At 66.0% G+C, this 24,914-nt stretch carries 25 protein-coding genes and 1 riboswitch; of the genes, 14 read left to right on the forward strand and 11 right to left on the reverse strand.

What is annotated here, in order from left to right; genetic code table 11:
• The first annotated feature begins 52 nt into the window (after positions 1–52).
• Genes ACTHJ1_RS01240 through ACTHJ1_RS01250 form a run of 3 tightly spaced genes read left to right on the forward strand, consistent with a single transcriptional unit; the run spans position 53 to position 2,457 of the window.
• Positions 53–766 (forward strand): arginyltransferase, encoded by a 714-nt coding sequence (locus ACTHJ1_RS01240; RefSeq protein ID WP_440186592.1) that lies wholly within the window; start codon positions 53–55, stop codon positions 764–766.
• 58 nt (positions 767–824) lie between these two features.
• Complete coding sequence (locus ACTHJ1_RS01245; protein WP_440186594.1) at positions 825–1,862, forward strand: quinone-dependent dihydroorotate dehydrogenase; 1,038 nt, start codon at positions 825–827, stop codon at positions 1,860–1,862.
• Between the two features lie 49 nt (positions 1,863–1,911).
• Positions 1,912–2,457 carry a DUF924 family protein gene (locus tag ACTHJ1_RS01250; protein ID WP_440186596.1) on the forward strand — a complete coding sequence of 182 codons (546 nt, stop codon included), beginning with the start codon at positions 1,912–1,914 and terminating at the stop codon, positions 2,455–2,457.
• Between the two features lie 125 nt (positions 2,458–2,582).
• On the opposite strand, the gene phaP is transcribed toward ACTHJ1_RS01250, so the two are convergent.
• Positions 2,583–3,158 (reverse strand): TIGR01841 family phasin, encoded by a 576-nt coding sequence (phaP, locus tag ACTHJ1_RS01255; protein ID WP_440186598.1) that lies wholly within the window; start codon positions 3,156–3,158, stop codon positions 2,583–2,585.
• 364 nt (positions 3,159–3,522) lie between these two features.
• On the opposite strand from phaP, the gene ACTHJ1_RS01260 reads away from it, so the two are divergent.
• A complete protein-coding gene (locus tag ACTHJ1_RS01260; RefSeq protein ID WP_440186600.1) occupies positions 3,523–4,503 on the forward strand; it encodes a tripartite tricarboxylate transporter substrate binding protein BugD in 981 nt (326 codons plus the stop codon).
• A gap of 76 nt (positions 4,504–4,579) precedes the next feature.
• On the opposite strand, the gene ACTHJ1_RS01265 is transcribed toward ACTHJ1_RS01260, so the two are convergent.
• Positions 4,580–5,485 carry a LysR family transcriptional regulator gene (locus tag ACTHJ1_RS01265; protein ID WP_440186602.1) on the reverse strand — a complete coding sequence of 302 codons (906 nt, stop codon included), beginning with the start codon at positions 5,483–5,485 and terminating at the stop codon, positions 4,580–4,582.
• A gap of 114 nt (positions 5,486–5,599) precedes the next feature.
• On the opposite strand from ACTHJ1_RS01265, the gene ACTHJ1_RS01270 reads away from it, so the two are divergent.
• Complete coding sequence (locus ACTHJ1_RS01270; protein ID WP_440186604.1) at positions 5,600–6,673, forward strand: succinylglutamate desuccinylase/aspartoacylase family protein; 1,074 nt, start codon at positions 5,600–5,602, stop codon at positions 6,671–6,673.
• Between the two features lie 42 nt (positions 6,674–6,715).
• Positions 6,716–7,639: a pyridoxal-phosphate dependent enzyme gene (locus tag ACTHJ1_RS01275; RefSeq protein ID WP_440186606.1), complete on the forward strand. Its 924-nt coding sequence runs from the start codon at positions 6,716–6,718 to the stop codon at positions 7,637–7,639.
• Between the two features lie 13 nt (positions 7,640–7,652).
• Here the strand turns inward: ACTHJ1_RS01275 and ACTHJ1_RS01280 are convergent, their stop codons facing one another.
• The 3 genes from ACTHJ1_RS01280 to ACTHJ1_RS01290 all read right to left on the reverse strand — a co-directional run bounded on the left by ACTHJ1_RS01280 (position 7,653) and on the right by ACTHJ1_RS01290 (position 10,187).
• Complete coding sequence (locus tag ACTHJ1_RS01280; protein ID WP_440186608.1) at positions 7,653–8,504, reverse strand: IclR family transcriptional regulator; 852 nt, start codon at positions 8,502–8,504, stop codon at positions 7,653–7,655.
• 81 nt (positions 8,505–8,585) lie between these two features.
• Positions 8,586–9,386, reverse strand: coding sequence for a competence/damage-inducible protein A (locus ACTHJ1_RS01285; protein WP_440186610.1), 801 nt, complete (start codon positions 9,384–9,386; stop codon positions 8,586–8,588).
• Between the two features lie 15 nt (positions 9,387–9,401).
• Positions 9,402–10,187 carry an EI24 domain-containing protein gene (locus ACTHJ1_RS01290; protein WP_440186612.1) on the reverse strand — a complete coding sequence of 262 codons (786 nt, stop codon included), beginning with the start codon at positions 10,185–10,187 and terminating at the stop codon, positions 9,402–9,404.
• Positions 10,188–10,258: 71 nt separating this feature from the next.
• Here ACTHJ1_RS01290 and ACTHJ1_RS01295 point away from each other — a divergent pair, with 71 nt between their 5' ends.
• Positions 10,259–10,642: a thioredoxin family protein gene (locus tag ACTHJ1_RS01295; RefSeq protein WP_440186614.1), complete on the forward strand. Its 384-nt coding sequence runs from the start codon at positions 10,259–10,261 to the stop codon at positions 10,640–10,642.
• Between the two features lie 41 nt (positions 10,643–10,683).
• Here ACTHJ1_RS01295 and ACTHJ1_RS01300 read toward each other — a convergent pair whose 3' ends face one another.
• Positions 10,684–12,123 carry a DEAD/DEAH box helicase gene (locus ACTHJ1_RS01300; protein WP_440186616.1) on the reverse strand — a complete coding sequence of 480 codons (1,440 nt, stop codon included), beginning with the start codon at positions 12,121–12,123 and terminating at the stop codon, positions 10,684–10,686.
• Between the two features lie 129 nt (positions 12,124–12,252).
• Between ACTHJ1_RS01300 and ACTHJ1_RS01305 the strand changes: the two genes are divergently transcribed.
• Positions 12,253–13,752, forward strand: coding sequence for an MDR family MFS transporter (locus tag ACTHJ1_RS01305; protein ID WP_440186618.1), 1,500 nt, complete (start codon positions 12,253–12,255; stop codon positions 13,750–13,752).
• A gap of 34 nt (positions 13,753–13,786) precedes the next feature.
• Here ACTHJ1_RS01305 and ACTHJ1_RS01310 read toward each other — a convergent pair whose 3' ends face one another.
• Both ACTHJ1_RS01310 and ACTHJ1_RS01315 read right to left on the reverse strand, forming a co-directional pair.
• The gene (locus ACTHJ1_RS01310; RefSeq protein ID WP_440186620.1) at positions 13,787–14,110 is read right to left on the reverse strand and encodes an AzlD domain-containing protein; all 324 of its coding nucleotides are present in this window, start codon (positions 14,108–14,110) and stop codon (positions 13,787–13,789) included.
• Positions 14,110–14,856 carry an AzlC family ABC transporter permease gene (locus ACTHJ1_RS01315; protein WP_440186622.1) on the reverse strand — a complete coding sequence of 249 codons (747 nt, stop codon included), beginning with the start codon at positions 14,854–14,856 and terminating at the stop codon, positions 14,110–14,112. Before ACTHJ1_RS01315 ends, ACTHJ1_RS01310 begins: the two co-directional genes overlap by 1 nt.
• 100 nt (positions 14,857–14,956) lie before the next feature.
• Between ACTHJ1_RS01315 and ACTHJ1_RS01320 the strand changes: the two genes are divergently transcribed.
• Genes ACTHJ1_RS01320 through ACTHJ1_RS01330 form a run of 3 tightly spaced genes read left to right on the forward strand, consistent with a single transcriptional unit; the run spans position 14,957 to position 17,226 of the window.
• A complete protein-coding gene (locus ACTHJ1_RS01320; protein WP_440186624.1) occupies positions 14,957–15,877 on the forward strand; it encodes a branched-chain amino acid transaminase in 921 nt (306 codons plus the stop codon).
• Positions 15,878–15,917: 40 nt separating this feature from the next.
• Positions 15,918–16,127, forward strand: coding sequence for a zinc-finger domain-containing protein (locus ACTHJ1_RS01325; RefSeq protein WP_440186627.1), 210 nt, complete (start codon positions 15,918–15,920; stop codon positions 16,125–16,127).
• Position 16,128: 1 nt separating this feature from the next.
• The gene (locus ACTHJ1_RS01330) at positions 16,129–17,226 is read left to right on the forward strand and encodes a YheT family hydrolase (protein WP_440186629.1); all 1,098 of its coding nucleotides are present in this window, start codon (positions 16,129–16,131) and stop codon (positions 17,224–17,226) included.
• Between the two features lie 99 nt (positions 17,227–17,325).
• Here ACTHJ1_RS01330 and ACTHJ1_RS01335 read toward each other — a convergent pair whose 3' ends face one another.
• On the reverse strand, positions 17,326–18,834 hold the full coding sequence (locus ACTHJ1_RS01335) for a M48 family metalloprotease (protein WP_440186631.1): 1,509 nt from the start codon (positions 18,832–18,834) through the stop codon (positions 17,326–17,328).
• 131 nt (positions 18,835–18,965) lie between these two features.
• Here ACTHJ1_RS01335 and galU point away from each other — a divergent pair, with 131 nt between their 5' ends.
• Positions 18,966–19,805, forward strand: a complete 840-nt coding sequence (gene galU, locus ACTHJ1_RS01340) for a UTP--glucose-1-phosphate uridylyltransferase GalU (RefSeq protein WP_440186633.1) — start codon at positions 18,966–18,968, stop codon at positions 19,803–19,805.
• 110 nt (positions 19,806–19,915) lie between these two features.
• Here galU and ACTHJ1_RS01345 read toward each other — a convergent pair whose 3' ends face one another.
• Entirely contained in the window at positions 19,916–20,917 is a 1,002-nt protein-coding gene (locus tag ACTHJ1_RS01345) for a sodium:calcium antiporter (protein ID WP_440186635.1), read from the reverse strand.
• Positions 20,918–20,993: 76 nt separating this feature from the next.
• Positions 20,994–21,144, reverse strand: a riboswitch (yybP-ykoY riboswitch).
• Between the two features lie 44 nt (positions 21,145–21,188).
• Here ACTHJ1_RS01345 and pepP point away from each other — a divergent pair.
• A complete protein-coding gene (gene pepP / locus ACTHJ1_RS01350; protein ID WP_440186637.1) occupies positions 21,189–22,535 on the forward strand; it encodes a Xaa-Pro aminopeptidase in 1,347 nt (448 codons plus the stop codon).
• Positions 22,536–22,539: 4 nt separating this feature from the next.
• Here the strand turns inward: pepP and ACTHJ1_RS01355 are convergent, their stop codons facing one another.
• The gene (locus tag ACTHJ1_RS01355) at positions 22,540–23,445 is read right to left on the reverse strand and encodes a polysaccharide deacetylase family protein (RefSeq protein WP_440186639.1); all 906 of its coding nucleotides are present in this window, start codon (positions 23,443–23,445) and stop codon (positions 22,540–22,542) included.
• Positions 23,446–23,655: 210 nt separating this feature from the next.
• Here ACTHJ1_RS01355 and ACTHJ1_RS01360 point away from each other — a divergent pair, with 210 nt between their 5' ends.
• Positions 23,656–24,846, forward strand: coding sequence for a UbiH/UbiF/VisC/COQ6 family ubiquinone biosynthesis hydroxylase (locus ACTHJ1_RS01360; RefSeq protein ID WP_440186641.1), 1,191 nt, complete (start codon positions 23,656–23,658; stop codon positions 24,844–24,846).
• Positions 24,847–24,914: the final 68 nt, after the last annotated feature.

Consider the following 24,914-nt stretch of genomic DNA (forward strand, 5'->3'; position numbering starts at 1 on the left):
TGGCGCGATAATAAAGACAACGAAGACAGCCATCGCACCTTGGCCATTCACCATGAGCCAGCTAAAAGAACTCCCCTTCTCAACGCTGCAGTTCTACTCCACGGCCCCCTATCCGTGCAGCTATCTGCCCGACCAGCAAGCCCGTTCGCAAGTCGCCGCGCCCGCCCACCTCATCAACGCCGGCACCTACTCCCAACTCGTCGAACAAGGCTTTCGCCGCAGCGGCCTGTTCACCTACCGCCCGCATTGCGACCACTGCAAAGCCTGCATTCCGGTGCGCGTCGACGCCGCCGCCTATGTCCCCAACCGCAGCCAGCGCCGCGCCTGGAAGCAACACCGATCGCTGCGGACCCTGGTCGCCGAGCCGGCCTGGTCGCCCGAACACTACAAGCTCTACACCCGCTATCAACAGAGCCGCCACCCCGGCGGCGGCATGGACGACGACAGCCGCACCCAATACGCCCAGTTCCTGCTGACCACCCGCGTCAACACCCGCCTGGTCGAATTCCGCACCCCCGAAGACGAACTGGCCATTGTCTCCATCATCGACGTGCTCGACGAGGGCCTGTCCTCGGTCTACACCTTCTACGATCCCGACATGGCCGGCAGCCTGGGCACCTACAGCATTCTGTGGCAGATCGAACAATGCCGCCTGCTCGACCTTCCCTGGCTCTACCTGGGCTACTGGATCGCCGAAAGCCCCAAGATGTCCTATAAAGCCAGCTTCCAGCCGCAACAAAAGCTGATCGACGGACGCTGGCAATAACCCGTAGGAACCCGAGACGGACGCCAAAAGAACTCAACAAACTACAATAGCGCCCACCATGTCGATCTTATTCAACGCCTATCCTCTGGCCCGCGCCGCCCTCTTCGCAATGGACGCGGAAACCGCCCACGAAGTCACCCTGGCCAACCTGCAGCGCGCCTACGACTGCGGCGCCCTACGCGCCCTCCTGCACGCCAACCCCAAGGCCCCCACCACCCTCATGGGCCTTAAACTGCCAAACCCCGTGGGCCTGGCCGCCGGCCTGGACAAAAACGGCGCCCATATCGACGCCCTGGGCAATATGGGATTCGGCTTCGTCGAAGTCGGCACGGTCACCCCGCGCGCGCAGTCGGGCAACCCCAAGCCGCGCATGTTCCGCCTGCCCAAGGCCAACGCGCTCATCAACCGCCTGGGCTTCAACAACCAGGGCCTGGACGCCTTTCTGGCCAATGTGCAGCGCAGCCAATGGCGCAAGCAGGGCGGCATCGTCGGCCTGAACATCGGTAAAAATGCCGACACGCCCATCGAACGCGCCGCCGACGACTACCTGCTGGGTCTGGAGGGCGTGTACCCGCACGCCGACTACATCACGGTGAACATCTCATCGCCCAACACCCAGAATCTGCGCGCCCTGCAAGGCGAAGACGAACTGGCCGCCCTGCTGGACAAGCTGCGCGACAAACGCGCCGAACTGGCCGACCGGCACGGCCGCCACGTGCCCCTGGCCGTCAAGATCGCCCCCGATCTCACGCAGGAGCAGATCGACGTCATCGCCGACCTGCTGCCGCGCCACGGCGTGGACGGCGTCATCGCCACCAACACCACCCTGTCGCGCGCATCCGTCAAAGGCCTGCCCCATGCCGACGAAACCGGCGGCCTGTCGGGCACGCCGGTGCATGCGCTGTCCCTGGTGGTGATCGAACGCCTGCGCAGGCAGGCAGGCCGCGCGCTGGCCATCATCGGCGTGGGCGGCATCCTGTCGGGCAAAGAAGCGCGCGAGAAAGTCGCCGCCGGCGCCGACGCCGTGCAGCTCTACACCGGCCTCATCTACCGCGGCCCGGCGCTGGTGGCCGAATGCGCGCGGGCCCTGGCCTGATCGCGCCGAACGGCACGCGGCGCTGATCTGCCCGCAAAGGAGCCCCGCCATGTCCGCGCCGCTAGACCAAGCCCAAGCCATCGTCGAATTCTGGCGAGGGGCCGAAGCGCACTGGTTCCGCAAGAGCGACACCTTCGACCGGACATTCCGCGAACGCTGTCTGGAACTGCATTTCGCCGCGGCCAGGCGCGAGCTCGACGACTGGAACCGCACGCCGCACGGTTCGCTGGCGCTGCTCATCCTGCTGGACCAATTTCCGCGCAATGCCTTTCGCGGCACGGCGCACATGTACGCGACCGACCCGCTGGCACGGCACCACGCCCGGCAAGCCCTGGCGCAAGGCCATATGGAACAGGTAGAAGAAGCGCTGCGCCTGTTTTTCTGCCTGCCGTTCGCGCATTCGGAAGACCTGGCGGACCAGGACCTGTCGATGACGCTGCATGCCCGACTGGGCCCGGGCTTCATGACGCATGCGAAGGAGCACCGCGACATCGTCTTGCAATTCGGGCGCTTTCCTCACCGCAACCCTTTGCTATTGCGCGAGACCACAGACCGGGAGCAGGCTTTCCTGGATTCCGGCGGTTTCGCCGGCTAGGCAGGCCACGCACGGGCAGAACGCATACCGCGTGCGGTAAAAAAAGAAAGGCCGCCCGGAGGCGGCCCTTCTTTTGTGATGCGGTTGCTGCTGCGCTTCGCCCCGCAGAGCGAAGCTCGCCTGATTTAGGCGGCGCGGCGGCGCGAAGCGACCTTGCCGGCAGCTTCGGCGGCGTCGGTAGCGGCCTTGAACGTCGCGTTGGCGGCGGCGCTCAGGTTGCTTTCGGCGACATCGGCAGCCTGCTTGGCGGCCTTGGCCAGCGAGTCATAGGCGCTGGTCGCGGTGGCCAGCGAAGACTTCAGCATGGCGACGGCGCTTTCCGAACCGGCGGGAGCGTTCTTGGTCAGTTGCTCGACGGCAGCGCTGACTTGCTGACGGCCTTCGGCGATCTGGGCTTCGGCCAGCTTCGACAGTTCGGCCTGCACACCGGCGAAGATGTCGTACACATGCTTGCTGTAAGCCAGGGCCTTGTCGGCGCTGGGTTGAGCGGAAGCGGAAATGAACGACGACACTTCCTGGGCGTCCTTCAGATCGGTGGCTTGCTGGGACTTTTGCGACACTTCGTCCAGCGTGGCCTTGACAACCTTCAGGTTCAGATCGATCAGCTTTTCGAAGCCTTCGAAGACGGCGCTTTGAGCGGCGACGAAGGTGTTGACGGCGGCTTTCTGGCGAGCCAGAACTTGTTGGGGGATGGCGCTCATTGAATCTCTCCTTGCTTGAGATAAGTTGGGCGGCCTTGCTGCTACCGCCGTGTAAATGCTGCATTTGCTGCACTGCACAAGTGCTATTTTAGGCTTCTGTCCGCAGCTGTCAAGAGTTTTTTGTGCAACGCAATATAAGCGGATGCTTCTATCTGGCAAAGCTCCTGGCAATTATTCTTCGCAACGATGTTGCGGCGCAACATTTATGTTTTCAGTTTGCTCTAAGGGAAATCCGGGGTGACCCTCTCTTGCGCTTTTCCCTAGACTCCCGATCACCCAGACGACCGGCCGGCCAAGCACCGCGCCCGGCTCGGGGAAAACAAAAAAAGCACCCAGGCTCCCGGCCTCCCTTCTTGGAGATAACATGAAACGATTCACCCGCACCCTGGCGGCAACGCTGGGAACCGCAGCCCTGCTCGCCGCCGCCGGCGCCAGCGCCGCCGACTACCCTGACCACGCCATCAGCTTCGTGGTGCCCTTCGCCGCAGGCGGTCCCACCGACACCGTGGCCCGCAACCTGGCCCAGGCCATGGCCACGAACATCGGCCAAGGCATCGTCGTCGAAAACAAGGGTGGCGCGGGAGGCACCATCGGCACCAGCTTCGTGGCGCGCGCCCCGGCCGACGGCTACACACTGCTGCTGATGCACGTGGGCTTCTCCACCGCGCCCAGCCTCTACAAGAAGCCGGGCTACGACCCCTACACCAGCTTCGAGCCCGTCGGCCTGGTCGTGGACGTGCCCATGACCGTGCTGGCCCGCTCCGACTTCCCGCCCAAGGACATCTCGGAGCTGGCTGCCTACGTCAAGGCGAACGCCAGCAAGATCACCCTGGCCAATGCCGGCATCGGCGCAGCCAGCCATCTGTGCGGCGTCATGCTCAATGAAGCGTTCGGCGTGAACCTGCTGACCGTGCCTTACAAGGGCACGGCGCCGGCCATGAACGATTTGCTGAGCAAGCAGGTGGACATGCTGTGCGACCAGACCACCAACACCACGCAGCAGATTCGCGCCAAGACGGTCAAGGCCTATGCGGTGACCAGCCTGACGCGCGTGCCGACCCTGCCCGACCTGCCCACCATGGACGAGTCCGGCTTCAAGGGCTTCCAGGTAGGCATCTGGCATGGCCTGTGGGCGCCCAAGGGTACGCCCAAGCCCGTGATCGACAAACTGGTCAAGAGCCTGCAGGCCGCGTTGGCCGATCCCAAGTTCCAGAACAGCATGCAGAAATTGGGCGCCAGCGTGCTGACCAGCGAGGCCAACCCCGAAGCGCTGCAGGCCAAGGTCAAGCAGCAAGTGCCCCAGTGGGCGGAACTGTTCAAGAAGGCCGGCGTGAAGCAGCAATAAACCGCCCCGCGTTCGGGGACTGTCGACACTGGCAGGGCTCTGTTCCAGCAAAAACCCGGCTATTGCCGGGTTTTTTTCAGGTTTGCCGCGGCAATTTCCGCATGGCCGGAAGCTGGCGAACGAAACCGCGCAGCAGCGGATCGCGCGAATCCGCACGCCACACCAGCTCCAGATCGAATTTCAGATCGAGCCCCTCGATCTGCCTGAAGACAATGCCGGCCGGGCCGTGCTGCTGGTATGACGAGGGAACAATGGCACAGCCCAGCCCCGCCGAGACCAGGCCGACAATGGTGGGAATGTCGGCCGCCGCCGTGCCCAACTGACCTATCGGAATATCCGCCGCTTTCAGGATGCGCGCCAGAGCGTCGTAGTGGGAGGGCGAATCCTCGCGCGGAAAAAGAATGAACTTCTGCCCGGCCAGATCGCCCAGCGTGCGTATCGGCCCCAGAGCGCGGGCCATGGCCGTCGGCATCGCAAGCATCATCCGGTCTTCGTAGACCTTGACGCCTTCGACCTCCGCGTCCAGGGGCGAACGCCAGGCGACGATGCCGGCGTCGAGCTCGTGCCGCTTGACGGCATCGAGCTGCCAGGCCGACAGGCCAGATTTCACCAGGACCGCCGTATCGGGCGATTCGCGCGACAGCGCGGCGATTGCGTGCCCCAATGCCGGCAGCCAGCTATAGCCGGGCACGACCCCGATGCGCAGGGAGCCGGCCTTGCCCCTGGCCGCCAGCCCCACTTGCGCACGCAATGATTCTGTGCCGGCGAGCAGCAGTTTCGCCTGGGCGAGCAATGCCTCGCCAGCCCGCGTGAGTGCCACGCCGCGCGGCAGGCGCACCAGCAGCTTGGCGCCCAATTCGTCTTCCAGCGCCGCCATCTGGCGCGACAGCGCGGGCTGCGCGATGTGCAAAACTTTAGCCGCGCCGGCGACGCTGCCGGCGTCGCAGACGGCAATGAAATAGCGTAGTTGTCTCAGTTCCAATGTATGCCCTGCAGGTATAGGAAGACGCATGCAAAAAGTATTTTTCACGCAAGCCCTTTGACTCCTACTATTTCTACTCCCCCCTTGTTTGCAGCATATATACCGGAAAGGTCTATGGCCGAGGCAAAATTTCGAACCCCGCCCTTCCTGCGCGATCGGAAAAAAGCGCATACGCCGGCCCGCAATCCGCATTGCGCCACGGCATTCACCGACATCGATCTGGATGCGCCGGGGCGCCAGTCGGGATTTCTCTACATCCCGCAGTCTCCTCACGACGACGCCTGGGGCACCGTGCCCATCCCCATGGCCGTACTGGCAAACGGCGCGGGGCCCACGATCATTCTCGAAGGCGGCAATCATGGGGATGAATACGAAGGCCAGATCGTGCTGGGCGAACTCATCCGCGACCTTCCGCTGAATCGCGTGCGCGGCCGCCTGATTTTCATGCCGTCCATGAATGCGCCGGCCGCGCAGGCAGGCCTGCGGACGTCGCCGCAGGACGGCAGGAATCTCAACCGCACATTCCCCGGCGATCACGCCGGGACCATCACCGAGCAGATCGCCGCTTACGTCAGCGACGAGCTTTTCTCGCGCGGCGATGCGTTCCTCAGCCTGCATTCCGGCGGCTCGTCCCTGGACATCATCCCGAGCGCCCTGGTCCAGCCCTCGGACGACCCGGCGCAGACCCAGCGCAACATCGATGCCGTCATGGCATTCGGCGCGCCCTTCAACGTGCTGCTGAACAATCTCGGCGACACCCGCACCAGCGTGGCCACCGCCGTCGCGGCCGGACTCACCTGCGTCAGCACCGAGATGGCGGGCCGGGGCACCGTGACGGACACCGCGCTGGCCCTGTGCCGCGCCGGTGCGCTACGGGTTCTGGCGCACTGGGGAGTCCTGGACGAGGCCTATGCTGAGGAACCCGCGACGCCCGCCGCTCCGCTCTACAGGGTGACGGGTTCGAAGTCGTATGTCATTGCAACGGATCGCGGCGTTTTCGAGGCGTACCATCGTCACGGCGAGCAGGTCGAGGCGGGACAGCCCGCGGGCAGAATCCATCAGACCCATGATCCGCGGCGTGCGCCGATCGAACTCACCTATGGCGTCAGCGGCGCGGTCTTCGCAAAACGCCATCCGGGCATCGTCGCGCCGGGAAACGTCTGCTGCGTGATCGCGACGCCGACCTGAGACGACGCCCTCCGTTCAACAACCCGCTTTCAGGAAGCCGGCATGGCCATCCATATCGAAACCCCCACGCTGGCATCCCGCGCGTTGTCCCTCGCCACCGGCAAGGATGTGCGCTTGAAGATGGAAGCGCTGCAGCCCAGCGGCTCGTTCAAGACGCGCGGCATCGGCCATGCCTGCGAGACCTACAAGGCGCGCGGCGCGCGGCGGTTCATATCGTCGTCCGGCGGCAACGCCGGCTATGCGGTGGCTTATGCGGGCCGGATGCTCGCCACGCCAGTGACGGTGGTGGTTCCCGCCACCACATCCGAACGCGCCAAGCATCTCATTCAATCCGAGGGCGCCCAGGTCATCGTGCACGGCGAGTCCTGGATGGAAGCCAATGCCCGCGCGCTCGAGCTCATGACGCCCGCCGACGCGTTCATCCACCCCTTCGACGACCCCCTGTTGTGGGAAGGCCATGCGACCATGATCGACGAGCTGGCGCGGCAAGGCGAGCGGCCCGATGTGGTCGTCTGCTCCGTGGGCGGCGGCGGGCTGCTGTGCGGCGTGGTGCAAGGCCTGCAGCGCAACGGCTGGCGCAGCGTCCCGGTGATCGCCGCCGAGACGGCCGGCGCGGATTCGTTCGCGCAGGCCGTGCAAGCCGGCGCGCCGGTCATGCTGCCCGGGATCTCTTCCATCGCGACCTCGCTCGGTGCCCGGCAGGTCTGCGACCGCGCGTTCGCCCTCATCAGAGAGCATGCCGTCGAAAGCGTCGTCGTATCGGATGCCGCCGCCGTCGCGGCCTGCGAGCAAATCCTGCTGGAACACCGCGTGCTGGTGGAGCCTGCCTGCGGCGCTTCGGTGGCGGCGCTTCAAAGCGCGTCGGCCTCGCTGCAAGAGGCCCGCTCGGTGGCGGTCATACTCTGCGGCGGCGTGGGCGTCACCGCGCGGCAGCTGTCGCAATGGAGCATGCAGTTCGCCGCGTGACGCGCCCCGCCGCTCAGACCCGGGCGGTGACGGAGGGTTCGTAGCCCAGGGCTTCGGAAATGCCCGCGGCGGTATGAACGAGCAGGTCTATCCACTCGTCGCGCATGCGTTCGGCAGGCGCCGAGATGGACAGGCCGGCCACCAGCTTGCCGGTATCGTCCTGGATGCCGGCGGCGATGCAGCGCACCCCCATTTCCAGCTCTTCGTTGTCGCGCGCATAGCCGTGGCGGCGCACCTGGGCCAGCTCGCGCTGCAGCTGGTCGATGTCCGTCAGGCTGTTGCGCGTGTGGCCCGCCAGCCCGGTGCGCTGCGCATACGAACGCACCTGTTTGGGATCGGCGACCGACAGGAACAATTTGCCGGTGGAGGTCAGGTGCAGCGGCGCGCGGCCGCCGATGGCGCGCACCACCTGCATGCCCGAGCGTTCGCTCCAGGCACGTTCGATGTAGACGATTTCGTCGCCCTGCTGCACCGACAGGTTGACCGTCTGCCCCGTCTGATGGTGCAAGGTGCGCATGGCCGCCTGCGCCGCTTCGCGCACGTTCAGGCGCCCCTTGACCAGCGAACCCAGTTCCAGCAGGCGCATGCCCAGCTGATAAAGACCGTTGTCGACCCGTTCCACGTAGCGCCCTACCACCAGATCGTTGAGAATGCGGTGCGCGGTGGACGCGTGCAGGCCGGTGGTGGCCGACAGTTCCTTGAGCGTGACGGGGTCGGGATGCGCCGCCAGGGCGTCGAGCAGGCGCATGGCCCGGTCGATGACCTGGATGGCGACTTCGGTCGAACGGACGCCGCCCTTGGAGGCGGCGTCGGTTTGCGCGATAGGGGCGAGAGGGTCGGGATGCGAAAGAGCCATATCCCGCATTATGAAATCCAAGCCGGGTTTTGGCAATCCGCCCCAAAAGGCGGCCGGCGCGCGGCTACGCTTTTGGAACGCCGACCGGCCTCAGGGCGTCATGCGTCCGCCCAGGCGTTCGGCCTCGGCCTGCAGAAAGGCCAGCGCCTCGGCCGAAGGGCCGGGCTCGCCTTTGACGCCCAGCTCGATGTGCGGTCTGCGGCCGTCTTCGCCCACGGTAGGCAGGCTGAAGGCGCGCACGCCGGGCCAGCGCTGCTCGACGGCGACCATGGCCGGCGTGATGCGCGATTCGGGTATGCCGTAGACCAGAAAAGCATGCTCGGCGCGCTGCTCGACGTGATGCAGGGCGCGGTAGCGCGTGTCCAGCGTCCATTCGAGCATGGGCCAGGCCATGACCGGAAAGCCCGGCATGAAGGTGTGGTCCTGGATGTAGAAGCCAGGGATGCGGTTGTAGGGGTTGGGCACGATCTCGCAGCCGCGCGGGAACACGCCCATCTGCAGCCGCTGCTGGTTCTCGGGCGTGTTCATGTCGGGTGCGGGGCGGCCTTCTTTCTGCGCCATTTCCATGGTGCGCAAGGTGATGGCCTCGCGCGCCTCGGGGTGCAGCTCCAGGGGCAACCCCAGCGCCGCCGCCGCGGCCTGGCGCGTATGGTCGTCGGGCGTGCCGCCGATGCCGCCACAGGAAAAAACGATGTCGCCCGATGCGAAGCTGCGCTTGAAAGCCGCAATCAGCATATCGCGGTCGTCGCCCAGGATCTGCGCCCAGGAAAGTTGCATGCCGCGGGCGCCCAGCAGCTCGACTGCCTTGGCAAAGTGCTTGTCTTGATGACGGCCGGACAGGATTTCATCGCCGACGATGATCAGACCGATGCGGCGGGAAGTAGTAGACATGCGGATTCCTATATATCAAACGTCGATCGTACGCTCGCCGCGCAGCCGCGCAAGCGCGTCCAACCCGAAATGCGCGTACACCAGGCTGCCGTACACCGGCAGCACCACCCAGGCGGGCGGCAGCAGATTGATGAGAGCGCAGATCAGGCCTATGCCCCAGAAAGACAGATTGTGCCGCGCCAGCAGCACGCGCCGCTCGGCCGGGCTGGCGTGATCGACGATGGCGTCCACGCGCAGCATGCGCGAAAAGGCGAAAGCCCACCAGAGAACGTGCAGCACGATGGCCATCGGCGGCACCAGCCAGAGCGGCAGCGTCACGACCCAGCCCGCGGCAAAAACCAGGCTTACCCAGGCGGCGTTCCAGACGCTGACGGCCACGGCATGGCGGCCCCGCCGCGCCAGGTCCGGGTAATCGTGGCGCTCGAGATGGCGCAGTACCAGCGGCATGACGAACACCGCCGCGATGGCCAAACCGAGGACGCCCGCGGCGGGCAGCAGCATGGCGGCCGCAATGACGGGCGCGAGATAGAGCTTGAGCGAAAACATGCCGACTGCGGCCAGCCAGTCGTCGACGCGGTTCACCGCCCCCCAGCGCGCAAGCTCCATTCGCAGCCAGTCGGTGAGCGGCGTCCAGAAAAGCCACATCATGAGTATCGATCCGACCAGCGCGATCAGAAAAGGCAGCAATACGGCGAACAGCATGGCCGGATGACACTGCGACAGCAGCGCGCGCTTGAACGCCCGCGCCATGGCGGCGGATCGGCCATGGGGCGGGGAGTCGATGCGATAGGCGGAAACCATGGAGAAGAAACACCGGACAGGCGAAATGCGATGGCAGGTATCATAGGTCAAAGATCTTTCGCTCTGCCTACATGCCCCTATTCGTTCCTGCCACCGACCGCACGGCCCTGCGCAGGGCCCTCGCCGACCCCGACGCCTGGCTGGTGGCCTGTTTCTGCGCCGCCTGGTGCAACACCTGCACCGAATACCAACCCAAGCTGCAGGCCTTGTCCGAGGCCAGGCCGCAACACGTCTACGTCTGGATCGACATCGAAGACGAACCCGATCTGCTGGGCGACGAAGATGTCGAGAACTTCCCCACTCTGCTCATCCAGGCGGGAGATCGCGTGCTGTTCTACGGCCCGATGCTGCCGCATATCGGGCATCTGGAGCGCATGCTGGATAATCTCGACCCCGGCGGCCCGGCCGTCGGCACCCAATTGCCCAATGTGGCCGAACTGCTCCGGCAGGCCTGAGCTGGCAGGGCGCGATCGCGACGAGCGCCGCGTCGGGCGCGTCAGGCCTTGCGACCGCCGCCCAGCAATGCCGCGAGCGGGCGCTTGGCGATCGCGGACTTCGATGAGGCCGCCGCGCCGGCGTCATCCGGCGGGTTCGCCCCACCTTGCGCGGGCTCGTAGGGCTTGAGGAAAAATTCGTCGATGGGCTCGGCGCGCGGCGCGCGGTGTTCGCGCGCCGGACGCTCGCGCCGATCGCTGCGCTCGCCGCGTTCGTGGCGCTCGCCGCGGCTGTGGCCGTGGCTTATCGCGTCGGCAGGCAGATCGAGCTTGCCGCGCGGTACCTGACGCTTGATAAGGCCTTCGATATCCAGCAGATAGCGCTCTTCCTCGGGCGCAAACAGCGATATGGCCTCGCCCTTGGCGCCCGCGCGGCCCGTGCGGCCGATGCGGTGGACGTAGTCCTCGGCATTGCGCGGCAAGTCGTAATTGATGACGCAGGGCACGCCGGCCACGTCGAGGCCGCGCGCGGCCACGTCGGTGGCCACCAGCACTTCGAGCTCGCCGGCCTTGAACGCGTCGAGCGCCTTCATGCGGTCGAGCTGGCTCTTGTCGCCGTGGATGGACTCGGCCTTGACGCCGTCGCGCTCGAGCTGACGCGCCAGGCGCGCCGTGCCGATCTTGGTGTTCGAGAAGACGATGACCTGATTGAGCCCGCGCGACTTGACCAGATGCACCACCGCGGCGCGCTTGGCTTCGCCCGACAAGGGATAGGCGATCTGCGTGACGGTGTCGGCCGTGGCGTTGCGCGCGGCGACTTCGATCTCGACCGGATTGTTCAGGAAGGTGCGGGCGAGCTTGCGGATCTCATTGCTGAAAGTGGCCGAAAACAGCAGGCCCTGGCGCTGCGCCGGCAGCAGCTTGATGATGCGATCCAGATCGGGCAGAAAGCCCATGTCCAACATGCGGTCGGCTTCATCCAGCACCAGAATGCACACCTGGCCCAGGTTGACGTTCTTTTGCTCGACGTGATCGAGCAGGCGGCCCGGCGTGGCCACCAGCACTTCGCAGCCGGCGCGCAGGGCTTCTTTCTGCGGGCCGATATCCACGCCGCCGAACACCACGGCCGAGCGCAGGGGCGTGTGCTTGGAATAGCGCTTGACGCTCTCGAAGACCTGGTCGGCCAGCTCGCGCGTGGGAGCCAGGATGAGCGCGCGCACCGGATGGCGCGCCGGCGAGGCGCTGGCGTTGGCCAGCGGCATCAGCCGGTGCAGGATGGGCAGCGTGAAGGCCGCCGTCTTGCCCGTACCGGTCTGCGCCGCGCCCATGACGTCGCGCCCTTCCGACACCACCGGAATCGCCTGCGCCTGGATAGGCGTGGGCGTCATGTAGCCGGTATCGACGATGGACTTCAACAACTGCGGATGCAGGCCGAAATCCGCGAAGGTGAGAGCAGGTGCTGCGTCCGCAGCGGGTACGTCGGTAGGGATGGATTGGGTCATCGAATGGGCCCGGACGGCGCGATAAAAAAGCGCCCCGGATAGAGGGAGATGGAGGATTTTAACAGCCTAGGGTTATCCCGAGCCAAAATCTTTTATAGTGATTGGTTACGCTGCCTTGATTACACCCCGATGTCCGCCTCGAATCACGCCCACCGGCCATTTATCATCGCCGCCATCATGACCGCTCAGGTCATGGTGGCGATCGAAGCCACCATCGTCTCGACCGTCATGCCGCAGATCGTGGCCGACCTGAGCGGACTGGATCTGTACAGCTGGGTGTTTTCCTCCTTTCTGCTGGCCCAGACCACCATGACCGTGGTGTTCGGCAAGCTGGCCGACGTGATCGGCCGGCGGCCCATGATGCTTTTGGGCATCGCGATCTTCCTGCTGGGCTCCCTGCTGGCGGGCTTCGCCACGAGCATGCCCTGGCTTATCGCCTTCCGCCTGATCCAGGGCGTCGGCGCGGCTGCCATTCAGCCCTTGTGCGTGATCATCGTGGCCGACTACTACCCCGCGGCCGAACGCGGCAAGGTGCAGGGCTACCTGGCCAGCGTATGGGCCGTCGCGGCCGTGCTCGGCCCCATGCTGGGCGGCCTCATCATCCACCACCTGCCCTGGTCCTGGATCTTCTGGATCAATCTGCCCATCGGCCTGGCCGCCGCGGGCATCTTTCTGCGCTTCATGCGCCACGACACGCCGCATCGGCGGCCGTCCATCGACGTGCTCGGCGCCCTGCTCTTCACGGTCGCGATGGCTACGCTGATGATGGTGCTGTCCGACGCGGCGAGCCTGCCGCCCGGGTGGGCCTGGAAACTGCTGACCGTCTGCGCCGCCGCATCGATCGGCTTCATCTGGCAGGAGCGGCGCGCGGCCGACCCGATGGTGTCGTTCGCGCTCTGGGGCGGCCGCGCCATCGCCTCGACCAACACGGCCACGCTGCTGGCGGGCATGGCGCTGCTCGGCCTGACCACCTTTCTGCCCATGTATGCCCAGGGCGTGCTGCACCAGACCCCCATCGTGGCCGGCATGGTGCTGACCCTGATCATGTTCGGCTGGCCTTGCGGCGCCACGTTGGCGGCCCGCAGCTTCACGCGCACCGGCCTGCGCCCCGTGATGATCGCCGGCAGCGTCTTCATTCCCGCGGGTGCGCTGTTCATGGTGTTCCTGCATCCGGGCAGCTCGCCCGTGCAGGCCGGCATCGGCTCGCTGATCATGGGTTTCGGCATGGGCCTGCTCAGCATCAGCAGCCTGATCCTGATCCCGGAGATCGTCGACCGATCCCAGCAGGGCAGCGCCATGGCGTCCAATCTGTTTTCGCGCAATCTGGGCAGCACGCTGGGCGCGGCGCTGTTCGGCGCCGTCCTGAACTACGGCCTGAACAACAACCGCACGGGCTCGCCCATCACCTCGGACCAGATCAAGCATGCGCTGGAATTCAACGACACCCGCAGCGCGCTGGTGAGCGAAGTCCTGCAGCACTCGCTGCACCTGACCTTCATGTCGGTTTTCGTGGTGTCGGCCTGCATTCTGGCGCTGGTGCTGTTCATCCCGCGCGCCGCGACCCTGCACTTGTCGAAAGAGACGCTGGCGGAAAAAGCCAGGCGCGCCGCGGAACACGCCGCCGGCTAGCGTCTGCCCGCGCAAGGCTCCTGCCGTGCGCAGGTCAGGCGATCCAGCGCAGCAGCCAGAGGACGAGCATCCCGACGACGATGACCAGCGTCGAATTGCGGGTGCGCAGAAAAACGAGCGCGCCGGCGACGCCGGCCAATAGCTTGAGGTCGAACACCGGGCCCACGCCGGGATGCCAGGGCATCATGTCCGGCACGATGATGGCCGTGAGCGCGGCCAGCGGCGCATAGCGCAGCGCGCGCCGCACGCCGTCCGGCAAGGGCAGGTAGCTGCCCACGAGCATATAGCCCGCGCGTGTCACGAGGGCGCAGGCGACCATCACCACCACGGCCCAGACATCGTAGGAACTGTGCGACATCACGCCCTCGCCCGATGTTGCCGCCGCTCGACCACCATGCCCGCGGTGATGCCCACGACGACGGCGGCCAGCAGGCCCAGCTTGAGGGGCAGTACCTGACCCACCCAGGCGACTGCGCCGGCCGACAGCACCGTGGCGAGCATGGGCCGGGTCCGGGTCATGGGCACCACGATGGCCAGAATGGCCAGGGAAGCGGCGAACTCCAGCGACCAGGACACGGGCACCAGGGTGCTCAGGTAAATGCCGGCAATGGAAAAGGCCTCCCAGCTGAGCCAGGACGGAAAGATCATGCCGATATAGAACCAGCGCTGCACCGGCGTGGCCAGCGTGGGTGAGTCGGCATAGCGCGCCATGTAGATGGCGAAGGCCGCGTCGGAATTGAAAAACCCCAGAGCCATGCGCTGCCACACGGGCCGGTCGCGGAAGTAGGGATACAGGCCCGCGTTGAAAATGATGAAGCGCGTATTGACCATGAACCCGGCCATGAACACCAGCCACAACGGTGCGCTGGTCGCCAGCAGAGGCAGCACCATCAGTTGCATGGTGCCGGAATAGACGATGATCGTGATGATCAGGGCCATGAGCACGCTCATGCCCGATTTCACCATGGCCACGCCGGTCACCAGGCCCCAGACGCTGTTGGCGATGATCGCCGGCGCAATCGCGCTCGCGCCCTCCCGAAAGGCGTCCAGGCATGCGCGCCGCGAAGCGATGTCCGGCGCCGATTCGAGGGATTCAGAGGCCAACGACAGGCTCCGAACGTGCAATGCAATGCGGCATGATGGCGCGCATTGTAACGCTCACGGCTTGATACAATAAGCCGACATTTCTAGGGAGGGCTCCATCATGTCGATGGCGGACCGAGACGGCTTCATCTGGTATGACGGCAGGCTCGTGCCTTGGCGCGACGCCACCACGCACGTGCTGACGCACTCCCTGCATTACGGCCTGTCGGTCTTCGAAGGCGTACGCGCCTACAAGACCGACGCAGGCACTGCCATTTTCCGGCTGCAGGACCACACCCGGCGCCTGCTCAATTCCTCGCACATCTATCAGGTCGCGGTGCCTTACGATGCCGCGGCGCTCAATCAGGCGCAGCGCGAGGTGGTCAAGGCCAACAAGCTCGAATCCTGCTATCTGCGCCCCCTGGTTTTCTACGGCTCGGAAAAGATGGGCGTCTCGCCCAAGGGCGCCAAGGTGCACGTGGCCATCGCGGCCTGGCCCTGGGGCGCCTACCTGGGCGAAGAAGCGCTGGCCCAGGGCATCCGGGTCAAGATTTCCTCCTACGCCCGCCAGCACGTCAACGTGACCATGCCGCGCGCCAAGGTGGCCACCACCTACGCCAATTCCATCCTGGCCAACAACGAGGCCCTGCAGGACGGCTACGACGAAGCCCTGCTGCTGGACACCGAGGGCTTCGTGGCCGAAGGCTCGGGCGAAAACGTCTTCATCGTCAAAGACGGCGTGCTCTACGAACCCGAGATCGCCTCGGCGCTCACCGGCATCACGCGCTCCACCGTGCATGCGCTGGCCGCCGACCTGGGCATCCAGCTGGTCACTCGCCGCCTCACGCGCGACGACCTCTACATCGCCGACGAAGCCTTCTTCACCGGCACCGCAGCCGAAGTCACGCCCATCCGCGAGATCGACAACCGCCGCATCGGTTCGGGCTCGCGCGGCCCGATCACCGCCAAGCTGCAGAAGGCCTTCTTCGATCTGGTCGCCGGACGCAACCCCAAATACGCGCACTGGCTCACGCTGGTCTGACGTCTCTCCCCCTTACGCACGCATCACTTCAGGAATCACCATGACCGCAGCCGCCCCCGCCGCCGCCCCGGAAACCGTCCTCGTCGGCGCCGAGCACCTCCCTCTTTACTGCCCCGGCCCCAAGGCTCCTCTGTGGAGCATGCATCCTCGCGTTTTCCTCGATATCGCCGATACCGGCGCGGTCCGCTGCCCCTACTGCAGCACCGAATACCTCCTCAAACCGGGTACCGTGATCAAGCACGGGCATTAATTTGCCTTACAGCAAGCTCGACACCTCCGCCTGCCCGGTTCCGTCCTGGCTGCCCAGCGGACACATCCAGACGATCCACGCATCGCTCTTTGCAAGGCATCACCGCATCGCCTTCGTGCGCGATCGCGTCGATACGCCGGACAAAGATTTCGTCGATTTCGATTGGGCAGGCCCCGGCCTTTTCCCGCACAAACCGCCCGCCGGCCCGCATGCAGAGCCGGCGCAGCTTCAAGCCGGCGCGTCGGCCGCCGCGCGCTGGATCGCCCCGGGCGACTGGCAGGCTCTGCCGCAGGAGCCCGGCGCGCCGGCGCTCATTCTTTTCCACGGCCTCGAAGGCAGCAGCGGCAGCAACTACGCTCAGTCCATCGCCGCGCATTTCCGTTCGCGCGGCTGGGTCGTAGTGGTGGCGCATTTTCGCGGCTGCTCGGGCACGCCCAACCGCCTTGCGCGCGCCTACCATTCGGGCGATACCACCGACATCGCCTTCATGCTCGACACGGTGCGCAGGCGCCTGCCGCGCGGCCGTTGGCACGCCGTCGGCGTCTCGCTGGGCGGCAATGCCCTGCTCAAATTCCTCGGCGAACAGGCGCACGAGACCGGCTGGCTGACGGCCTGCGCCGGGGTCTCGGTGCCGCTGGATCTGGTCGCCGGCGGCGCGGCCCTGAGCCGCGGCTTCGTCGAACGGCAGATCTACACCCGCCACTTTCTGCGTACCATGCGCCGCAAGATGCTGGAAAAAGCCGAACGCTATCCCGGCGTGATCGACGTCATGCGCATCGCCCACGCGCGCGACCTGCACGATTTCGACGACACCTACACCGCGCCCATGCACGGCTTTCGCAATGCGCTCGATTACTGGGAGAGGGCGTCGAGCAAACCTTGGCTGAGTTCGGTCTGCGTGCCCACGCTGGTGCTCAACGCGCGCAACGATCCGTTTCTGCCCCCCGCATCCTTGCCCACCCCAGAGCAATGTTCCGAACGCGTGCTTCTGCACCAGCCCGAGCAGGGCGGCCATGCCGGCTTCGTCGTCGGCCGCTTTCCCGGCAACCTGCAATGGCTGCCCGAACGGCTGGGCCGCTTTTTCGAAACGGGCGCCTGAGCGCGAAGCGGGCGAGGGCCGTCCCGCACGCTCAGCGCGCGCCGGGGCCTGCCGCCCGATTACCGGCCAGTGCGTGGCTCTTTTTAGCGTTGACAGGCCCTAGCCCTTGGGCACGACGCCCTTGAATTTCTCGAGCAGATTGCGCTCGTCCTGCAGTCGCATGCGCACATCGTGCAATTGCGCGTCCAGTTCCGACTGCTCGTAGAAATCGGTGGACAGGCTGCGCGCCTGCTGCAGTTGATAGGCGGCGGCGGCATAGGCCCCCGTCGCCAGGTAGTAGCGCGCCATATCGCGCCGCGCCGCCACCTTTTTGCCGCTCTTGTCCTCGCTGCGGGCCAGCATCTGATACACGTCAGGCTGATCCTTGCCCCACTCTCGGGCCTTGGCACGCAGATAGGTCTGCGCGTCGGCCGTCCGGCCCGCATCCTGCAGTGCCGTGGCATATGCCATGCCCAGGGCCTGCCGATCGGGCCAGCGCTTGATCGCGACCTGCGCCTGTTCGATGGCGCCCGACACGTCCTTGCGCGCCAGGGCAATGTCGATGCCCAGCCTGGCCAATTCGGGCGCCCCGCCGGGCCATGCCGCATTGGCCTGATCCCAATATGCGGCGGCCTGCTTCACGTCTTCGCGGCGCAGCCAGTAGCGCGACAGGCCGTACAACGCGGCGGCGCGGCGCACGCCCCGATCGGCGACGGCCTCCGAGCGCAGCGTCTCGCGAATGTCGCGCAGTGCCTGCGAATCGCCGCCTTGCAGCACGCGCACCTTGGCGCGCAGGAACCAGAAATCCGGCGTATCGGTGTAATGCACCGCAGGCAGATCGCGAATGCGGTTCTGCATATCGGTCATGCGCTCGATGGACTGCGGGTGGGTGCTGGCCCAAGGTCCGCCGCCCCGGCCCTCGTTCAGACGCGAGGCCATCATCAGGCGGCCGAATATGCTGGCCATGCCCCTGGGGTCGTAACCGGCCTTGTAGAGCATGCGCAAACCGGCGCGATCAGCTTCGCGCTCGGCGTCTCGGGAAAATTCGAGCTGGCGGTTGACCGCGGCAGCCTGGCCGAAGGCGGCGATACCCACGCCAAGATCGCCCGATCTCGTCGCCAACCCGGCGATCAGGCCCGCGGCCATGCTGGCCAGAGCGATCAGGCCGTCCTGACCGCTCTGCGTCATGCCTCGGGCGATATGGCGCTGCGTCACGTGGCCGAGCTCGTGGCCCAGCACGCCGGCCAATTCGGACTCGCTCTCGCAGGTCACGATCAAGCCGGTATTCACGCCGATGAACCCGCCCGGCAAGGTAAAGGCATTGATTTCCGGATCCAGCACGCCGAACATCTCGATGGGCGGCATCGGGTTGGGCGCATAGGCCGCCAGCTTGCGGCCCACGCCCGTGAGATATTGGTTGAGCTCCGGGTCGTCGATATAGGTGGGGTCGAGCCGGCCCTCGGCCATGATGGCCTGGCCGAGCTCGCGTTCCATCTCGGGAGAGAGCTCATCCGAGGAAACCGCACCCATCGACGGCAGGCCTACGGGCTGGGCAACGGCCGGAAAACCCGGCAAAGCAAGCGCAAAACAGAGCGCCCCGACCACGATACGCTTTGCATTCGGCAACATCGATATCACGCCCTATTTGCAATAAGCACTATGATAATGACCCTCTCGGGCGTACGCATGTTTGCATGCCTGCGGCAACCCGATGACCGATTGATTGGCAACCCGCTCGCGTCGAGCAGGAGTTATTTTTTATGATACCTATCCGCAAAGCCGTCTTCCCCGTCGCAGGCCTGGGCACCCGTTTTCTGCCGGCCACCAAGGCCATGCCCAAGGAAATGCTGCCGGTGGTCGACAAGCCGCTGATCCAGTATGCCGTGGAAGAAGCGGTCGCCGCAGGCATCACGCATCTGATTTTCGTGACCGGCCGCAACAAGCGCGCCATCGAAGATCACTTCGACGCATCGCCCGAACTCGAGCGCGAGCTCGAAGAAAAGGGCAAGAAAGAACTGCTGTCGCTGGCCCGCGACATCCTGCCCGATCACGTCAGTTGTCTCTTCATCCGCCAGAAGGCCGCGCTGGGCCTGGGCCACGCCGTGCTGACGGCCCAACCTGCGGTGGGCGACGAGCCCTTCGTCGTGCTGCTGGCCGACGACCTGATCGATTCCGAAACCTCGGTCACCAAACAATTGATCGACACCGCGATGAGCAACAATGCCAGCGTGCTGGGCGTGCAGGACGTGCCGCGCGAAGACACCAGCAAATACGGCATCGTGGCCGGCGAGCGCCTGAACGCGCGCACCGAACGCGTGACGCACATCGTCGAAAAGCCCAAGCCCGAGAATGCGCCCTCGACGCTGGCCGTGGTGGGCCGCTACGTGCTCGAATCGGCCATCTTCGATCATCTGCGCAAGACCGAGCGCGGCGCCGGCAACGAAATCCAGCTCACCGACGCCATCGCCTCGCTGATGCGCGAACGCGAGGTCTACGCGCATCGCTACGAAGGCACGCGCTACGACTGCGGCAGCAAGGCCGGGTTGTTCCAGGCCAATATCGCGTTCGGCCGCAAGTATCACGGGTTGATTCCCGAGTGATTCGTTGTATGGGTTCTTGAGCCGCCGGCGGCAGGACTGCGGCAGTTCCGATGCTCGCCCGGTGGGCTTCGCATCGGCGTTGCGCAGGGCAGCCTTGGCGTCTCAAGAACTCAAACGCCGAAATACCAAGCCAACCAAACGGCGAACAACAGATAGAACCCGCCGGTCCAAGCCAGCATACGCGCCGTAATACGCCCCTGCCGCAAACGCAGCCACAGCAGCACGATGGCCGCCAGCGTCACCAGGCCTGACATCAGCAGCGGCGCATCGAACAGCCACGGCGTCATGAAAATCCCCAAGGCGCTGGGTATGGTTGCCTGAATCATCATGGCGCCCGAGATATTGGCCAGCGCCAGGCGCGCCTTGCCCTGCCTCACCCAGATCAATGCGTTGAGAATCTCCGGCAGCTCGGTGGCGACCGGCGCCAACAACAGGGCCGCCACGTGCGGCGACATGCCCATGAACCCACCCAGCTCGCCGATCTGATGCACGAACACGCGTGAGGCCGCGGCGATCACCGCCAGGGCCAACAGGGTCTGACCACCGGACCAGAGCAAGCCGGGCCGTGGGTCGGACGGGCGCAGCTTGAGCGGTTCCAGGTCTTCGTGATTGATGCTCTCCTCGTCGTGGGCCAGCTCGCATTTGATATAGAACGCGTATACGGCCAGGAACAGAATGCCCAGCCAGGGCTTCCACGCGAAAGCCAGCAGACCCAGACCCAGCTTGACCACGAACACCGCCATGAACCAGGCCTGATCGCGCGCCAGGCGCCGCTGGACGCTCCGCCTTATCGCAGGCACCCTGTCCTTGCGAGCCATGGCCAGCATCACCCATCCGACCACGGCATAAGCCACCGTGGACAGCACCAACGGACCGCCCATGGCCGCCCCGACGCCGATGTCTTTTTGCTCGGGCGTCTGACCGAACATGACCGCGATGAAAGTCACCACGCTTTCCGGCAACGCCGTGCCGAAGGCGGCCAGCACCGTGCCCGTGGCCGTGGCGCTCATGCAGAAACGATGACCGACCCACTCGACGCCGTTGACGAAATACTCGCAAGCCAGATAGATCAGGGCCGCGGATAACAGAAAGAGAAACAGGGTGAGCAGCATGCAATGACGGCCGGGCAAGCGAAGACAATGGCGCAACGCCGCGGCTCGCCCGGCAGGGTGAACGCGTCGTGGCCAAAGGTCTCGCCGGGCCGCCGGCGCACGGTGAACGGCGCGCCGGAGACTGCCTGCGCCACGGGATACACGCAAAGCGGTATCGCCAAGTTTGTTGACGCAGGCTCCCTGATGGATGGCTCCAGCAGGGATGGCTACTCCCCAATGACGGAAGTGCGGGTGCATTGTAGCAGCCGACCCTCGCGAGTAAAGTAATCGCATGACCCTGCCCGCTACCGATATCGCCCCTTTCTGCGAACGCCGCCGCCGGCTGCTCGCGCTCATGCGCGCCCAAGGGGGAGGCATCGCCGTGCTGCCCACCGCGCCCGAACTCGTGCGCAATCGCGACGCCGAATACCCCTACCGCCACGACAGCGATTTTTATTATCTGAGCGGCTTCATCGAGCCCGAGGCGTGGTTGGTGCTGATCGCCGGCGCGGACGATCATGCCCTGCTGTTCTGCCGTCCGCGCGACCCCAAGATGGAAACCTGGACGGGGTATCGCGTCGGCTCCGAAGCCGCGGCCGAACGCTTCGGCCTGGACGAGGCCTACAGCATCGACGAACTCGACGACATCGTGCCCGAGCTGCTGCTCGACCAGCCGACGCTCTATGCGCCGTTCGAGCGGCGCGACATGGTCGACGGGCCGGTGCAGGCATGGCTGGAGGTCGCCCGCGGCCAGGCCCGCCAAGGACGCCGCGTGCCGCAGCGCATGCAGAATCTCTCGCCCATCCTGGCCGAGATGCGCCTGATCAAAGACGCCGCGGAAATCGCCGTCATGCGCCGCGCCGCGCGCATCTCCGCGGGCGCTCACGCCCGCGCCATGCGCGCCGTGCGTCCCGGCATGCGCGAATACGAGCTGGAGGCCGAGCTGCTGTATGAGTTCCGCCGCCACGGCGCCCAGGCTCCGGCCTACACCAGCATCGTCGCCGGCGGCGCCAACGCCTGCATTCTGCATTACCCCGCGGGCGAAGCCGAGCTGCGCGACGGCGATCTGGTGCTGATCGACGCCGGTTGCGAGCTCGACAGCTATGCGTCCGACATCACGCGCACCTTTCCCGTCAATGGCCGTTACGGTGGCCCGCAACGCGCGCTTTACGATCTGACCGTCGCAGCCCAGCATGCCGCCGCCCAAGCGATCCGCCCCGGCCAGCCCTGGAACGCGGCCCATCAGGCTGCGCTGCGCGTGCTGGTTCAGGGCATGCTCGATGAGAAACTGCTCAGGGGTTCGCTGGACGGCGTATTGGAATCGGGCGACTACAGCCGCTTCTATATGCACCAGACCGGCCATTGGCTGGGGCTGGACGTGCACGACGTGGGCGACTACCGCGATCCGGCCGCACCCTATGCCGACGACAATCGCCCCTGGCGCACGCTGGAGCCCGGCATGATGCTCACTGTCGAGCCGGGCATTTATGTCACCGCGGCCGACGACGTGCCGTCTCAATTCTGGAACATCGGCATACGCATCGAAGACGATGCGCTGGTCACCGAGACCGGCTGCGAACTCATTACGCGCGGCGTGCCAGTCGATGCCCGCGAGATCGAAGCCCTGATGCGGGAATAAAACCCTACTCAGGCCGCATCGCGTCGGCCTGAGCAAAGGCAGGCACGGCGGCAGCGTCCGCGGATACCGCCGCGCGCAGGGTCGTCCAGCCCAGCCCAGCTTGCTGCGCAGCCTGCAGGACAATAGGCAGCACATCCAGAATCAAGGGCCTGCCGCCGGCATCGCGCCCTGCGTTGCCGTCGTGCAGCAGCAGGATGTCGCGCGCGCTCAGGCCGCGCAGCAGGCTTTGTGCGACCTGCTGCGTACCCCGGGCGCACGTGTCGAAGCCGCGCCGCGTCCAGCTTGCCAGATTCAAGCCCAGCGCGCACAGCACCGGTTCCAGAAACGGATTGCGCAACCCGGCGGGCGGGCGAAAAAACAGCGGGCGCGCGCCGCTGATTTCGGTGAGCGTGCGCTGCGCGGCCTCGATATCGCGCCGCAAGGAGCGCGGCCCGCACAGCGAGAACAGCAGATGGTGATGCTGGCTGTGGTTTTCGACCGCATGGCCGCGCGCCACGATGTCCTCGATCAGACGCGGATGCCGGCGCGCCGTCTCGCCGATGCAGAAGAACGTGGCGCGCGCGCCATGACCGTCGAGCAAATCCAGCACGCGCGGGGTGACTTCGGGATCGGGACCGTCGTCGATCGTGATCGCGATCTGGTTGCCGGCGCTTGCCGGCAGTCTCGTCAGATTCGGCCCGAGCAGGTTGCTGCGGGGCAGGAGACCGGACGCCGCAATCGCCGCATGGGCCGCCGCCGCGCCGGCCGCGGCCCACGGCCACGATGCCGGATAGGACGCAACCGCCGCCGCCGCGCCGGCATGCAAGGCCGCCGCGCCCATGACCAACGGCGTGGGTTTCCAGCGGCGCGCGGCGCCTGTCATGCCGGCTTGCGCGAAAGTCAAGGTGGCGTCGGGGGCAGAGGGATGCATGTTCAAGGTATCGAGGCGCCTGCCTTTTACAGGAGCGGCAGACGCGCAAAACGCAAGCTTAGCCAATGTCGAGCGGCACTGTACTGTAGGCGGATTGCAGCATCGAAACCGCCGTCAAAATGTTGTATCCGTATTCGACGCGCTCAGGCGCAGAGCAGGCTATGGGCCGGATATCCCGGCACAACCCGCCCAGCCCGATAAAATCCCGCTATGCCTACCGTTGAATACGACATTGCCATCCTCGGCGCCGGCCCCGTGGGCCAGGCGCTGACGCTGCTGCTGGCGCGCCTGGCGCGCGATCCCGCGCGCATCGCGCTGCTCGCGGGCGACGGCGGTGCGGGCCAACCCGGAGCGAAACAAGCCGGCGCGGCCCAACCCGCTCCGGCCGACGACCCGCGCATCATCGCCGTCAACCACGGCAGCCGCGTACTGCTCGAAAGCCTGCAGGCCTGGCCCGTGCGCTCGGCCGCCATCGATCACATCCATATTTCTCAGCGCGGCCGCCTGGGCCGCACCGTCATCGCCCGCGAGGATTTCGGTGTGCCGGCCCTGGGCAACACCGTCTCCTACGCCGACCTGCATGCCCGCTTGCAGGAGCGCATTGCGGCCAGCGGCGTCACCCTGCTGTCCGGCCCGCCCGCTATCGTCGACGCCCAGGACGCGGATGCCGTGCACGTCAGGCAGGGCGATACGACGCTGCGCTGCGCCGTCGCCGTGCGCTGCGACGGCGCGGGCGGCCAGGACGTGCGGCGCGACTACCGCCAACATGCCATTCTGACCCGCACCCGCGCCACGCTGGCCCAACCCGGCTGGGCGTGGGAGCGCTTCACTCGCGAAGGCCCGCTGGCGCTGCTGCCCCATCCGCAAATACAGGGCGACTATGCCGTGGTCTGGTGCTGCGAACCCTCGCATGCCGCCGCGGTCGCCCAGGCCGACGACGACACATTCTCCGCCGCCCTCACCGAGGCCTTCGGCACACGCCTGGGCCGCCTGCGCAGCACGGCTGCGCGCCAGGTCTTTCCTTTGCACCTGAAAGCCCGCCATGCCCAGGCCCAAGGGCGCGTCGCCACCATCGGCAACGCCGCCCAAACCCTGCATCCCGTCGCGGGCCAGGGCTTGAATCTGGGTTTGCGCGATGCCGCGCAGTTGGCTCACGCTTTGAGTTCCTGGCTTGCCGGCGCACAAGACGGCAGCCCCGCCGCGCTGCTCGCCGATTTCGCGCGCACTCGGCTGCCCGACCGCCTGGTCACCGCGGGCATCACCGACATCATGCCGCGCGCTTTTGCCACAGGGTTCGCCGCGGTCGAACATGCTTGCGGCCTGGCGCTGCTGGGCCTGGATCTCTCCGCGTCGATACGCTCGCCTGTAGCCCGGCATTTTCTGCAAGGACTGCGGAATTGAAGCGGCCCTGGCTCCGCTGATTGGTTCTTAAGTCCGTTCTTTGTGCGTTGGGCTTGCCCTGTCCGCTT

The organism is Bordetella sp. (assembly GCF_051960075.1).
Taxonomy (GTDB): domain Bacteria; phylum Pseudomonadota; class Gammaproteobacteria; order Burkholderiales; family Burkholderiaceae_B; genus Bordetella.